Source organism: uncultured Traorella sp. (genome assembly GCF_944327115.1).
In the GTDB taxonomy this organism is placed as follows: Bacteria; Bacillota_I; Bacilli_A; order Erysipelotrichales; family Erysipelotrichaceae; genus Traorella.
The window spans coordinates 1-14,540 of the sequence record NZ_CALVGS010000126.1; the positions used below are offsets into that span (position 1 = coordinate 1).

At 38.1% G+C, this 14,540-nt stretch carries 11 protein-coding genes, 1 tRNA gene and 1 pseudogene; 10 read left to right on the forward strand and 3 right to left on the reverse strand.

Annotated features, from left to right (window positions below):
* The 4 genes from Q0K35_RS10700 to Q0K35_RS10715 all read left to right on the forward strand — a co-directional run.
* Nucleotides 1-911, forward strand: a 911-nt coding sequence (locus tag Q0K35_RS10700; RefSeq protein WP_294562854.1) for a PTS sugar transporter subunit IIA, incomplete at its 5' end; no start/stop codon positions are given.
* Between the two features lie 9 nt (nucleotides 912-920).
* Complete coding sequence (locus tag Q0K35_RS10705; RefSeq protein ID WP_294562855.1) at nucleotides 921-1,535, forward strand: hypothetical protein; 615 nt, start codon at nucleotides 921-923, stop codon at nucleotides 1,533-1,535.
* An 18-nt stretch (nucleotides 1,536-1,553) separates the two neighbouring features.
* Nucleotides 1,554-2,168, forward strand: coding sequence for a hypothetical protein (locus Q0K35_RS10710; protein WP_294562856.1), 615 nt, complete (start codon nucleotides 1,554-1,556; stop codon nucleotides 2,166-2,168).
* Nucleotides 2,140-3,585, forward strand: a complete 1,446-nt coding sequence (locus Q0K35_RS10715) for a family 1 glycosylhydrolase (RefSeq protein WP_294562857.1) — start codon at nucleotides 2,140-2,142, stop codon at nucleotides 3,583-3,585. Before Q0K35_RS10710 ends, Q0K35_RS10715 begins: the two co-directional genes overlap by 29 nt.
* Before the next feature lie 87 nt (nucleotides 3,586-3,672).
* Here the strand turns inward: Q0K35_RS10715 and gltX are convergent, their stop codons facing one another.
* On the reverse strand, nucleotides 3,673-5,127 hold the full coding sequence (gene gltX, locus Q0K35_RS10720; protein ID WP_294562858.1) for a glutamate--tRNA ligase: 1,455 nt from the start codon (nucleotides 5,125-5,127) through the stop codon (nucleotides 3,673-3,675).
* Nucleotides 5,128-5,199: 72 nt separating this feature from the next.
* Nucleotides 5,200-5,276: transfer RNA gene (locus Q0K35_RS10725), tRNA-Glu, on the reverse strand.
* 89 nt (nucleotides 5,277-5,365) lie between these two features.
* On the opposite strand from Q0K35_RS10725, the gene Q0K35_RS10730 reads away from it, so the two are divergent.
* The 6 genes from Q0K35_RS10730 (at nucleotide 5,366) to Q0K35_RS10755 (ending at nucleotide 14,261) form a co-directional block, all read left to right on the forward strand.
* Nucleotides 5,366-6,283: an isoaspartyl peptidase/L-asparaginase gene (locus tag Q0K35_RS10730; RefSeq protein WP_294562859.1), complete on the forward strand. Its 918-nt coding sequence runs from the start codon at nucleotides 5,366-5,368 to the stop codon at nucleotides 6,281-6,283.
* A 113-nt stretch (nucleotides 6,284-6,396) separates the two neighbouring features.
* Nucleotides 6,397-8,601 (forward strand): dockerin type I domain-containing protein, encoded by a 2,205-nt coding sequence (locus Q0K35_RS10735; protein WP_294562860.1) that lies wholly within the window; start codon nucleotides 6,397-6,399, stop codon nucleotides 8,599-8,601.
* Nucleotides 8,602-8,613: 12 nt separating this feature from the next.
* Nucleotides 8,614-9,987: a cadherin-like beta sandwich domain-containing protein gene (locus Q0K35_RS10740; protein WP_294562861.1), complete on the forward strand. Its 1,374-nt coding sequence runs from the start codon at nucleotides 8,614-8,616 to the stop codon at nucleotides 9,985-9,987.
* Nucleotides 9,988-10,021: 34 nt separating this feature from the next.
* Nucleotides 10,022-10,729: a tRNA threonylcarbamoyladenosine dehydratase gene (locus Q0K35_RS10745; RefSeq protein WP_294562862.1), complete on the forward strand. Its 708-nt coding sequence runs from the start codon at nucleotides 10,022-10,024 to the stop codon at nucleotides 10,727-10,729.
* A gap of 17 nt (nucleotides 10,730-10,746) precedes the next feature.
* A complete protein-coding gene (gene dnaE, locus Q0K35_RS10750) occupies nucleotides 10,747-13,842 on the forward strand; it encodes a DNA polymerase III subunit alpha (RefSeq protein WP_365936225.1) in 3,096 nt (1,031 codons plus the stop codon).
* Between the two features lie 209 nt (nucleotides 13,843-14,051).
* On the forward strand, nucleotides 14,052-14,261 hold the full coding sequence (locus tag Q0K35_RS10755; RefSeq protein WP_294562863.1) for a hypothetical protein: 210 nt from the start codon (nucleotides 14,052-14,054) through the stop codon (nucleotides 14,259-14,261).
* 27 nt (nucleotides 14,262-14,288) lie between these two features.
* On the opposite strand, the pseudogene Q0K35_RS10760 reads toward Q0K35_RS10755, so the two are convergent.
* Nucleotides 14,289-14,540: pseudogene (locus Q0K35_RS10760) on the reverse strand (23S rRNA pseudouridine synthase F); the annotation flags it as partial.

The window sequence follows — 14,540 nt, forward strand, 5'->3', positions numbered from 1 at the left end:
CATTATTTCTTTATCGGTTAAAAAATGATGATCAAATCAAAAAATCCAATCTTTCAAGTATCAAAGATGCATTTCCTTATGCCAATGAATTAGCGATCATCGGTCTTAGAGCTATTGAAGAAAAATATCATAAAAATATTTCTGAAGAAGAAAAATTGTATTTTGCTATTCATCTGGCATTATCATTAGAAACGAATAAAGATTTAAAAAAATATAATTTAGCTGTCATCTTAGATGATTCAGTTACTATCTTTAAGCTGATTTCTTACAAGATCAATCAGGTACTTAAAGAGAGGATCAATATCATTCAGCTTTTTTCCTTTGAAGATGTAAGTGAGGAGGCATTAGATCAGTTTGATATGATCGTTAATGCAACTGGCAAAAAGCTATGGTTTGAAAAGCCGACAATTTCAACCGGAGAATTTATCTCAGATAATGATATCACTCTCATTAAATTGATCATGGACAAGCTCGATCAACAAAATGATCTTGATGAATTTATGAGCAAGGATCTTTATTTTGTGTTAGATTGTGCAACTAAAGAAGAATTATTGGAAACGGTTATTGAAAAAATAGCTGATAAATTAGGTTTTGATGCCCATGAATTTTATCAATCTGTCATTGAGCGTGAAAAATATAGTTCAACCGCATATAGTAAACGAATTGCCATTCCTCACCCTCTTGAAAGTGGTAAGTTTCCGAATTTTATCTCGATTTGTCGTCTTAATAAGCCAATCCTTTGGGATGATAAATATGTCCAGCTGGTCTTTTTATTCTCATTGAACAGCTCTCAAAAAACAATACAGATATTTTTTAAAGAGCTTAGTAAAGTTATCTTAAGCAATGATAAGATCTTTCAGTTGCAGAAAACTACTTCATATGAAGAATTTATTGATGTGTTTTATAAGTAAGGTGTTATGATGCGATATTATTATCCAAGTTGTAAATTTAAAATAGCTTTTCCTGAAATCAGTGAAAAGATCATAAAATATTTAAATAAGAAATCAATTGAAACAAAAGGATGTTGTCGAATAGATCATAGACAATTAAATGAAATTGATACAGGCATTACGATATGTACCAACTGTTCTTTGATCTTAAAAGAAGTAAGTAAGGCACATATATATTCTTTGTGGGAAATCATTGATCAAGATAAGAATTTCCTTTTGCCTCGTTTAAATAATTCAACATGTATCATTCAACATTGTGCGAAGGCAGATGATAATATAAAAAAAGCCGTTTGTTCTTTGATTGATAAAACGGGTGCTTCTTATCGGATAAGCAGTCATGATGATTATTGTGGCTTTAATTTTATGCAGCATATGAGCTCTGAAAATTTAAAGATAGCACCTAAAACCTTTTCAGCTTTAGAGAAGAAGGTAGTTTTGCTTAATGAAGAACAAAGGAGGGAAAAGATTACTGATTTGATCAAAGAGTATGATGGTAAACAAGTGATTGTTTATTGTAACTCATGTTATAAGGTATTAAAAGAAAATGGTGCTAATGTCATTCATATTGCGGAATTATTATTTTGATGGGTGTGGGTGTTGAATATGGAATTGATGAAAAAAGGATGTTTGATATGTGTTGCCGGACTTTGTATTGGTATCGGTGTAGGAATCATCTTATATGCAAATATTGGCGGTGATACGGTCACTGTCTTTCAGGATGGATTACATATCATTTTAAATATAAGTTATGGTCAGTCTTCACGGATCTATAACGGTGTTTTAATTATCGCTGCTTTAGTGGCGGCACGAAAATATTTTGGTGGCGGAACCATTTTATCGGCACTGATTACAGGTTATGCGATTGATTTTGCCTATGACGGCTTAAGTGGATTGAATTTACAGTTAAGTTTTATTTCAATGCTCATCGTTTTTCTAATCGGTCAGACCGTCTATACGATTGGTTTATCGATTTTAATCAGATGTAAATTAGGGATGAATGGTTTAGATTCACTTTTATATAGGCTTGTAGACCTCATAAAAATAGATTACCGGTGGCTTCGTTTGGGAGCAGATCTGTTGTTAACAATTATTGGTTTTCTTTTAGGAGGAGTCGTAGGAATTGGTACGGCGATCTCAATTGCTTCAACTGGTATCATGATTGATTTTTTCACAAAAATAGGAGGAAGAAATGAAAAAAGTATTAAAAACGTTTCCTGATAATTTTTTATGGGGAGGTGCATTTGCAGCGAATCAGATGGAAGGAGCTTATCAAGAAGATAATAAAGGACTTTGTCTGGCTGATATCAATGAATTTGTAGATAATGTTGCTCTTGATCAGAAATGCAATACGGAAATTACTACGGATGATATCTATCATGCCTTGAAAGACGATAATAAAATATTTCCAAAAAGACATGGTACTGACTTTTATCATCGCTATAAGGAAGATTTAGCACTTTTGGGAAAGAATGGTATGGGGTTGAACACATATCGGACATCTGTCAATTGGGCGCGTATTTTTCCGAATGGTGATGATCAGATACCTAATGAAGCAGGTCTGCGATTTTATGATGATCTTTTTGACGAAATTATAAAAAACGGCATGATGCCGATGATTACGATGTCACATTATGAAATGCCTCTTCATTTAGCATTGGATTATAACGGATGGTACAATAAAAAGACGATAGGTTTTTTTTATCAGTATGGTAAGACGCTTTTGGATCATTATCATAACAAGGTAAAGCATTGGATCCTTGTTAATCAGATCAATCTCATACGACATGAAAGCTTTAATCATCTAGGGATTCCAGAAGATAAGGTGGATAATTTAGAAGAAGCTAAGATGCAGGGAGTGATCAATGAAATGATTGCCTGTGCCATGATTACCAAATATGCTCATGAAAATTATCCGGATGTACAAATTGGCATGATGTTATGTGGAGGGCCTGCTTATGCGGCTAGCTGTGAGCCAAAGGATGTATTAGCTACCTTAAAAAGAAATCAAATGGAATATTTCTATGGTGATGTATTGCTTCGGGGAGAGATTCCCGGTTATGCTTATCGATATTTTGATGATCATCATTTTCATATCGATATTTGTGATGAAGAGCTTGAGGTATTAAAAAATACAAGTGATTTTTTCAGCTTTTCTTATTACTATACAAGAGTTTATGATGATGAATGTCTACAAAATAATCAAGATGCCTATCGCAATAAAAATTTACCTGCAAACCCATGGGGATGGTCAGTCGATCCAATCGGACTCAGAGTTGTTTTAAATGAATATTATGATCGTTATCAAAAGCCGATTTATATAACTGAGAACGGTATCGGTTTAAAAGATGAAAAGGGTATGGATGAAAAGATCCATGATGATTATCGTATCGATTATTATCGTCAACATATATTACAGATGAAAGAGGCTATTCAGGATGGAGTAGATCTAAAAGGATATTATTTTTGGGCACCAATTGATATTGTATCTTGTTCAAGCAGTGAAATGAGCAAGAGATATGGTTTTGTATATGTTGATCTTGATGATTATGGAAATGGCTCTTATGAGCGTATAAAAAAAGATAGTTATGAATGGGTAGAAAAAGCAGTACGTTCAAATGGAGTGGATTTAGATTAAATGTAATGAAGCCTTCTTTGTCAAGGCTTCATTTTTATCTGTTGGCGACATTAACGCATAATAAAAGATCTGCACTTGGCAGACCTTTTATTGTTCAGAAAGATAGCTTGTCAGATCTTCGATTGCCTGATTCAAGCGGCGCATCGTTTCTTCTTTTCCGATGATATGAGCAATTTCTACTGCTCCGCCCGGTGTAAATGCCTTATAAGTCAAAGCAACACGAACCGGCCACATCACACGTCCGTTCTTGACCTCGTGCTTAGCAGCAAGATCGACAAAGAACTTAGTGAAAGCTTCATCGTCTGTGAAATCGCTGACTAAATCGATTTCATCAACGACCCATTTTAATGCTTCAAGTGAATTTTCAGCATTTGTTTTCATCTTTTTGTGGGTATATAACGATGCATCAAACGGATATGGAGCATCGATAAAATCAATCATTTCCGGAATATCCGCCAGCATTTCAACACGCGGCTGAAGGGCCTTTGAGATTTCCATGAGATCAACATGAGATTTGATATCCTTATAGTAAGGCAAAGCAAGCTCATGGAATTCTTCCAATGTTTTATTTCGCAGATAAACACCATTCATCCATTTCAGCTTATTGATATCGAAGATGGAACCTGATTTAGAAATACGATCGATTGAAAATTCCTTGACAAGCTCATCTAACGAGAAGATTTCCTGTTCTCCCTCCGGTGACCAGCCCAGCAGGGCGATATAGTTGATGATAGCTTCACTTAGAATTCCTTTATCGCGCAAATCCTGGAAAGACGCATCACCATTACGCTTTGACAGTTTATGGAATTCATCTTTCATGACCGGCGGTACATGAACATATGTTGGAATCTCCCAGCCGAAGGCCTGATAGATCAGGTTATATTTTGGGGTACTGGATAGATATTCGTTTCCTCTGACAACATGTGTGATGCCCATAAGATGATCATCGACGATATTCGCAAAGTTATAGGTCGGATAACCGTCACTTTTTAATAACACACCTTCATCTAGTTGAGCGTTTTCTACTTCGATATGTCCATAGACCTCATCCTCAAAAGAGGTCGTTCCGGTTGCCGGAATCGTTTGTCTTACCGTATAAGGCTCACCTTTGGCAATTCTTTCACGGGCTTCTTCTTTTGAGATAAAGCGGCATGGATCAACATAGCGATAGCTCAGATCATGGCCTTCTTTTTCAGCCTGAACCTCTTCTTCTTTACAGAAGCAGTAATGAGCTCCTCCAAGATCGACCAGCTTGTCAGCATATTCCTTATAGATGGGAAGACGTTGTGACTGGATATAAGGGCCGCAGGTACCCGGTTTATCAGGTCCTTCATCATAATGAAGACCTGTCTGATTGATGACATCATAAATGATGTCTACCGCACCCTCTACTTCTCTTTCCTGATCGGTATCTTCGATTCGCAATATGAAATCACCATTGTCATGCTTGGCAATCAGATATTCATATAAAGCAGTTCTCAGATTTCCGATATGCATATATCCTGTTGGAGAAGGTGCAAATCTCGTACGTACTTTTTTCATAAAATCTCCTTTATTTAACGTACATCATTATAGTACATAAAAAAAGAACCTTCAAGGTTCAAGTTTATAAAATGGTAGCCCGTAGGGGGTTCGAACCCCTGAATGCTGGAATGAGAATCCAGTGTGTTAGACCGCTTCACCAACGGGCCATGACAAGATTATACCGCAAACTGTAAAACTGTTCAAGTAAATCTTAACAATTTTATTATTTTTGATATACTATTTACGAGGTGAAAATATGAAATGGTCAATGATTGCGACATGGAAGATGTCTTATGATGGAGTAAATAAAGGCGTTTGTCTTTTAAAGGATAAGAAAAGTGCTAAAGACGCTGTATTAGAAGCAATTCATGCGGTTGAAGAAAATGAGGCTTTTCATTCTGTCGGTTATAGTGGCTTGCCAAATGAGCAGGGAGTCGTTCAATGTGATGCGGGATTTATGGATGGCAAAACGCTTCAGGCAGGAGCCGTAGGGGCGCTTGAAGGTGTAATACATGCGGTTGATGTTGCCTATGAATGTTCAAAGGGTCGCTTTAATAATGTTTTAGTAGGTGAGGGTGCCAATGAATTTGCAGCTTCATTAGGAATGAAAAAAGAAAATTTATTGACAAAAGAAAGCTATGAAAGATATTTAGAGCGTAAAAAAGAAAACCAGCCTCTTTCAAGTTATGATGGACATGATACCGTAGGTATGGTGGTTTTGGATCAGCAAGGACATCTTGTCAGTGCAACAAGCACCAGCGGCCTCTTTATGAAGAAGAGGGGCAGGGTCGGAGATTCGCCATTGATTGGCAGCGGCTTTTATTGTGATGATGAAGCAGGCGGGGCAGCCGCTACCGGTGTAGGTGAAGAAATCATGAGAGGCTGTTTAAGCTATGAAACGGTACGCAGGATGAAAGAGGGCATGTCTGCACAAGAAGCTGCCAGTTCCGTAGTATTTGAATGGACAGAAAGGATGATCGCAAAAAAGGGATACTGTGATGCGATATCTTTGATCTGTATGAATCCTTCAGGAGAGATCGGTGTCGGAACGAATATCAAATTTGCATATGTTGCTGCTGACAGTGATTCAAATACTGAAATCTATGTTGCACTTCCTAAGGGAAAAGAAGTGGTTATTCGAAAATACGACAGCAAGATCGATGATTTGGATTGATGAAATAAATTTTAATTAAGAATTACAGGTAAAATATGTGAATCCTCTCCCTACATTGCATTTTTTAATGAAATCATGTAAAATTATGAAAGAAATGGAGGTGTTAAAAAGTCATGAAATTTGGCCGTAAAGCTCTTGCCTTTTTAATGATATCCTGTATAGGCTTTTCTATGTTGAGCCGTTTACATACACAAGCATCTGAAAATGATGAAACGATCGATGATCCGGGTGTCAAGATCGGTTCTGTAATATATGATTATGATGAAGAGGGAAATGTAATTGAACGTGTCGTTGATGCGGAGGGTGCGCTTACCTTAGAAGAGGCTGAACAGGAATATTATCAGAATTTTATTGGCAACGGGGATATTTCGCTCATGTCAAATGATACATATAAGCTTATCAGTATCAGTGAAAATGGTACAGAAACAGAAGTCAATTCTTTCGCAAACTATGAGGATGCACTGAGTGCTTATGAAGCGATCATCAAACAAAATCCTTCAGTCAATTATGCTGTGAAATCGCAGGATAAATATTGGAAGGTAAAATATGCAACTGTCAAGTTTAAAAAGATAGTAGTTGATAATTATGTCGCGAATACGAATTATACGGAAGACGGTACCGGTACAAGCGGTTATATCAATATGGCTTATGGTATTGATGCTGCTTTTCTGGAAGAAAGTAACGGTAAGGTGAAATTCAGACTTTCAGGTGTAAATGGCTGGGTTGACGCTTCCTTGGTCGATATCGTTCCTTATACGGAGAAGGGGACTTTTATCAACTATTATAAAGTAAGCAATGGTAAGCTTTACCACTATATCCGTACCGGAGGATTAAAATCGAGCGACGGTTCATATTCATCAGCCATCAATATGGGATATGCGCCAAGCTATCTAAATAGTTCGACGGTTTATTATAGTTATGATGCTCATTATTTTTATACGGATTATTTTAAGATGATCGATGATTATCGCAATGGTACGAGTACGAATGCGATCAATGTGAATAATCCTTATTATAACTATTATCAGTATCTGCCGCTTCATTCACAGACGAATTATACGGCAGCAGAATTAAATGCTTTTATTGCGAGCAAATATACCGAGAAACCGACTTCGACAAGCACCAGTACGTTGAAAGCAAACCAGTCGTTATTGGTCAATGAAGGAGCTTCCTTTATGAAAGGACAGGATTTTGGTGTCAATCCTTTGATGACCATGGGTATTGCGATCAATGAAAGCGGCTGGGGAAGAAGTGAGATTGCTCTTGCAAAGAATAATCTTTTTGGCTTAAATGCAGTGGATTCCAATCCGTCGGGTTCAGCCAGCGTCTATGTTTCTGTCGAGTCCTGTATCGATATCTTTGTACGTCAATGGGTGACATGGGGCTATCTGGATACGAATGACTGGCGCTATTTCGGCGGTCATCTCGGTGATAAGGCCAGCGGTATGAACGTCAAATATGCTTCTGACCCTTACTGGGGCGAAAAAGCTGCCTCACACAGCTATTCTATTGATGATTATTTAGGCAAAAAGGATTATCAGAAATATGCTTTGGGAATCAAAGAAACCGTTGATAGCGTGAATGTCAGAAAAACAGCATCTACAAGTTCTGATACGATTCTTTCATTAAAGAATCCAAGCTCTAATGTAAGAAACATGCCGGTGATCATATTGAGTCAGACAACGGGTACTTCGGTAAACGGTAATTCTGTCTGGTATCAGATCTATACCGATCATCCATTAGACAGCAATCAGAAAAAGATTGCCCGTTACAACAATGAATCATTGTCATGGATCTATTCCCAAAAATATGATTTCAATAATTCTTATGGTTATATTTCAAGTGCTTATATCCGTAAGATCAATGATGCCAAGACAACGACATCATCAGATATTCAGTCATTCTTAAATAAAGCATCACTGTCACTCAGTGGTTCTTATGTATATGGTATTTCAGCACAGACGAATATTGATACATATAAGAAACGTTTGGAATCCATTGATTCAAGCATGAAGATAGAAATCAATACGAATGGACATAGCAATTCTAATTCATATATCGCAACCGATATGATTCTTAAGATTACGTCATCAAGTGGTGAAACGGCTAGCTATACGATCATCATCAAGGGTGATGTGAATGGTGATGGTAAAATATCTTCTCTTGATTATGTATTGGTTAAAAACCATATCCTTAATTTAAGTCATTTATCAGGTGGACCATCATTAGGTGGAGATGTAAACGGTGATTCTAAAATATCGTCTTTAGATTATGTTTTGATAAAAAATCATATATTAGGTATCTCTAAGATACAATGATAGGAGAGTCAAATGAAAAATAAATTTATAAAGTCCATAATGATGATATTCACTTTATTTATACTGATATCATATATTCCGGTTCAGGCAGCAAATGTGGCTCCGGGAGGAAGCTTCAGTGTTACATTAGCTTGCGGCAGTATTGAAGGCTCTGTCAGATTTGATGCAAGCAACGCTACTATAACAGGAGGAACGGGAGATTCTTGGTGTGATCGAAATAAGACCTTTACGATTACTGCAACCGCAGGATCTCAAGGAACCGCAACAATTTCTATGGTTGGAGTTGACGCTACCAATGTTTCAGATTTATCTGATTATAGTGGAAAAACAATTAATTCAAGCAGTGTAAGTGTTGTCGCAAATTCAACTCCATCCGGGAATACCGGTGGAGGTTCCGGTTCAGGAAGCAGCTCGAGTTCTGGCTCAGGCAGCTCCGCAACAACGCCTGTTGTCGATAATCGTTCTTCGAATAACAACTTAGCTTCACTGTCGATTAGTGAAGGTCAGCTTTCACCTGCATTTTCAAGTGATGTGACAGAATATAGCGTTGAATTAGCCTCTTCTGTTTCAAGCATTACGGTTAATGCTTCGGCCAGTGATTCAAAGGCAAGTGTTTCCGGTACAGGTGAGATTTCACTGAATGCCGGTGACAATCGAATTGAAATTACGGTAACTGCGGAAAATGGTAATCCAAAGCTGTATGTCATCAATGCTTATGTTGATGAAACACCTTTGATCTATGTTCCTTATGGAAATGATGAGCTGGGGGTCGTGCGTAATTTAAGTGCCGTTCAATTGGATGGTTTTGAGGAAACGACGGTTCAGATCGATGGTAATGAAGTGAAGGCATGGCGAAGCCCTGCTCGCAATATTACGGTTGTATATTTGCAGAAGGATGATGAAAAAAACTTTTATATCTATGATGAAACAAAAGGTGTGACTTCTATTTACCGGCAGGTGGCTCTTCTGGGCAATACATTGGGTCTTGTAGATATTCCTGAAGAATTGCAGGAAAGAGCCGGTATGGTTTATCAAGAGCTTACAATTGATGATGTAACATTGATGGGCTGGGTCTATGAAGATAAGAGCTTTAGTAATTATTCATTGATCTATGCCATGGATGATATGGGTGAGTATCGTTATTATCAGTATGAAAGCACACAGAATACCCTCCAGCTTTATTCAGGTGCTGCAGCAGTAACACAGGAAGATTATGAAAATTTAGTAAATCAGAATGCTTCCATGCAGCTGTACTTTTATATTGCTTTGGGTGGTTGTGTCGTGCTTCTTTTAACGACGATTTATGGTTTGGTAAGTGTTTCGCGTTATAAGAAAAGACTTTTATCTAAAGGAAATGAAATCAATGATATGAACAAAGCTGACTAAGGTCAGCTTTTGTTGTCAAGGATGAGGTGATGATATGGAAAGCTTTAAAAGAGAGATCATGCTGATCGGTGATGAGAAATTTCAGCGTCTGCAATCATCAAAGATATTGATTTTTGGTGTTGGCGGTGTTGGCGGTTATGTATGTGAGGCCTTGGTCAGAAGCGGGATCGGTTCATTTACGTTAGTGGATCATGACCGCGTCAGTGAATCGAATATCAATCGTCAGATCATTGCTTTACATTCAACCATTGGTGAATATAAGGTCGATGTGATGAAACAAAGGATGTTAGATATTTCTTCAGATTGTCATGTTGAGGTAAAGAAGATGTTTTATCTTCCTGATAATAAAGAAGAAATTCATTTTGAAGAATATGATATGATCATTGACTGCATTGATACGATCAGTGCAAAACTGGATATCATTTGCGAAGCACATCGCTTACATATTCCGCTGATCAGTTCCATGGGTGCGGGCAATCGTCTGGATCCTCTGCAGATAAAGGTCGGCGATCTTTTTGAAACAAGCTATGATCCTCTGGCAAAAGTCATGCGCAGGGAATTGCGTAAACGAGGGATTCATAAATGTCGGGTCGTTTATTCTACGGAAAAAGCACGGACACCTTTATTTACAGATGAGCGGGAATTAAGAGAAACAAATCGTCGAAGCATTCCCGGCAGCAGTGCCTTCGTACCGGCTGCATTCGGGCTTGTTATTGCTGCTGAGGCTATAAAGCAACTCTAACGTGTGCAGATTGATTTTTGTGTTATAATAATATCATGGTACATTTACATGTTCGCAGCTGTTACACGCTTTTAAAAAGTACGGTTCGGATCCAGCAGCTCGTTAATTCAGCAAAACAGATGAAGATGAAATCCATTGCTTTAACGGATCTTAATGTCATGCACGGAGCAATGAGTTTTTATCATGCTTGTTTAAAGGAAGGCCTTCATCCTATTTTCGGTCTTGAGTGTTTTTGTAAGATCGATGATGAATTGTTCAGCTTTGTCGTATTGGCAAAGGATGATATCGGATATCAGAATCTTTTGAAGCTCAGCACTTATTTATGTACAAAGGAAAAGGTGATTGATTTAGAGAGGCTTGGTGTTTACAGTAAACACTGTTTTGTTATTTCAAGTGGTGATCATTCTAAATTTGATGAATATATTATCGAGGAAGATGAGTTTTCGATGGGAAAATATCTGACTCTTTTCAATGACTCTTTTGAGGATTTTATCTGTGGAATCGTGATGAATGATACGGGTCTGTTACAGATCAAAAATCCTGTCTTGAAAAGAGTGGCGCTTGCCAATGGTATCAAAACCGTTGCGCTTTCTCGCATCTATATGATTTCCAGAGATGATGAGGAAAGCTTCAGGGTGCTCAGTGCCATTGACCAGGGGTTGAATGTGAATGATAAGACGCTGGATATTGCCAGTGGACGTTATTTGCGCAGTGAACGGGAAATGCAGGAATTATATGATGAAGATGATTTGAGGATGAGCGATTGGATTGCCGGGCAGTGTCAGGTTTGTTTTGAGTTTGGCAAAAGTGAATTGCCGCATTATGAAAACCGGTATGGGGTATCCTCATATCAGTATTTAAAAAGTCTTTGTGTCAAGGGGCTTGAAAAAAGATTAAATACGAAGAAGGTTCCTTTAGTATATGCAGAACGTTTAAAATATGAGCTCAGTGTCATTCATAATATGAAATTTGACGATTATTTTCTGATCGTTTATGACTTCATCAAATTTGCACGTGCACAGAGGATTTATGTCGGTCCCGGAAGAGGCAGTGCCCCGGGAAGCCTGGTAGCCTATTGCTTAGGCATTACGCATATCGATCCGATAAGATATCATTTGCTATTTGAACGTTTTTTAAATCCAGAACGTATCAGCATGCCGGATATCGATACAGATTTTCCTGATAATCGGCGAGATGAGGTCATTGCCTATGTGAAAGAGAAGTATGGAAGTGAGCATGTGGCGCATATCGTGACGTTTGGTACGCTTGCGGCAAAGCAGGTGCTCAGAGATGCAGGAAAGGCCTTAGGAATGTCCGTATATGATATTGATATTCTGACAAAGTCGATTCCTGTCATGCTGGCCAATAAAAAGGTAACGCTGAGAAGTGCTTATCAGGATATACCTCGTTTTAGGACGGCAATCGATGCAAAGGCTGAAAATCGAAGACTTTATGAAATTGCCTTAAAGCTGGAAGGTTTGCCGCGTCATGCGTCAACGCATGCCGGCGGTATCGTTCTTTCAAAGCGTCCTATCAGCGATGTCTGTCCGTTGATTTCCAGTGATGATGCACTTGATTCTACACAGTTTACAAAGGAATATCTGGAAGATCTCGGATTGATCAAAATGGATTTTCTGGCTATTCGTAATTTGACCATTATTGATGAAGTGGTCGGAGAAATCAAAAAAATTGCTCCGGATTTTGATATCATGAAAATTCCTTTGGATAATAAAAAAACCTATGCACTGATCCAGCAGGCTGATACGGCGGGCGTCTTTCAGCTGGAATCGGAGGGAATGAAAAATCTTTTGCGCCAGTTGAAACCTGCCTGTTTTCAGGATATTGCGGCTTCTCTGGCCTTGTTCCGTCCCGGACCTATGGATAATATTCCGCGATATCTGAACAATCGGCAGCATCCCTCACAGATCGTTTATCTTCATGAGGATTTAAAAGATATCTTAGGAGAAACCTATGGTATCATCGTTTATCAGGAGCAGATCATGCAGATTGCACAAAAGATGGCAGGTTTTAGTCTGGGTAAGGCGGATATCCTGAGAAAAGCGATGTCCAAAAAGAATCTGAAGGATCTTGAATCTTTGCAGAAAGAATTTATAGATGGTGCCATTCAGAAGGGTTATTCGGAAAAGCTTGCCCATGACATCTATGATCTCATCTTGAAGTTTGCGAATTATGGCTTTAATAAATCACATAGCGTTGCCTATGGCATGGTTGCTTATCAGATGGCTTATCTGAAAGCAAATTATCCGCAATATTTCTTTTTATCACTGTTGAATTCGGTCATTGGCAGTGATATAAAGACAAGCGAATATATTTTTGAAGCCAGGAAACGGCATTTGCAGATCCAACCGCCAAATATCAACCTATCAGAAAAAAGATATATCTTACATGATAATCAAGTCTTATTTCCGCTAAGAGGCATTCGTAATGTCGGTGTCAATGCGACTGACAAGATATTAGAGGAACGCAGTAAGGGCAGCTTTGAAAGCTACCATGATGCTGTTGCCAGACTTAGCAAGGCAGGGGTGAATCGGAAAGCGATCGAATGCTGTATCATGGCAGGTGCGTTTGACTGCTTTCATCTGACAAGAGCCAGCATGCTTGCTTCATTGGAGGATGCCTTACGCTTCAGCAGCATCATCATGATCGAAGATGAAAATCAGTTGCGGCTGGATTATTCCTTGGCAACACCGCCTGCGATCATCAACGTTGCAGATTATCCTTTAAGAAAGGCCAATCAGGAAAAAGAGGTCTTAGGCTTTTATTTGAGCGAACATCCGCTCAACCGTATCAAAAAAGAATTACATTTCAACGGTAAGGCAATCATCGAATGTCTGGAGCCTTGTGGCTATGTAACGATCATGGGTACGATTTCTCATATCAAGCAGCATAAGACAAAAAAAGGAGATCTTATGTGCTTTGCGGTATTAAGTGATGAAACGGCATCGATTGATTTGGTCATTATGCCAAACCTATATAAAAATATCGCAAATTCCTTAAAAAAGGGTGAAATTATCAAAGTGAGCGGAAAAGTCGATAAAGCTAACAGCTGTTTGGCGAATCGAATTGAATTTATATCTATGAATGAAGAATAGGAAAAATGATCACAGGCTTATGTGATCGTTTTTTATATATTAGGAATTTTTAATTTTGATGGGAAAGATAATGAAAGAGAATGAAAAAAAGTTAAGTATACTTTATGTTATGAGATTATGTGTCATGAATATGAAATTATAGTATCATTATAGTTGATATTATGATATAATGTCTGTGTGAATACTCTCGTTTCTATCAAGGAGGCATCATGAAAGTCTTTTCTCTTTCCAACCGTTTCTATTACCGTGAATTCCCTGATCTGAAGAACATCATTCTTCATGATCTGAGAGTCTATAACGGTGTCAGTGGAACCACGCCGCTAGAAAGGCAGGTGGGTATGCAGATAGGGAGTTACTTATTTGCATATGATTTTGGTTACAAAATCATTTTCTTGTATAAAAAGCTGCAGATCGGCTAACCATCCGTTAGCTTCTTTACAGCTTTTCTATTTGATGCCTTTTGATGAATTGATTTCTTTTTCTGTTAACAGACGATATTCTCCTTCTTTTACATCCAAATGCAGATGCATGAAGCGAATTCGTTTAAGTGAGCGTACATGATAGCCACATGCGCTGCACATTCGTCTGATCTGACGATTGTAGCCTTGTGTCAGAATAATAGTAAATTTGGTCTTGCTGATTTGATTAAGCTTGCATGGCAATGTTGTTACATAACAGTTATGAACAGGGTTATATAT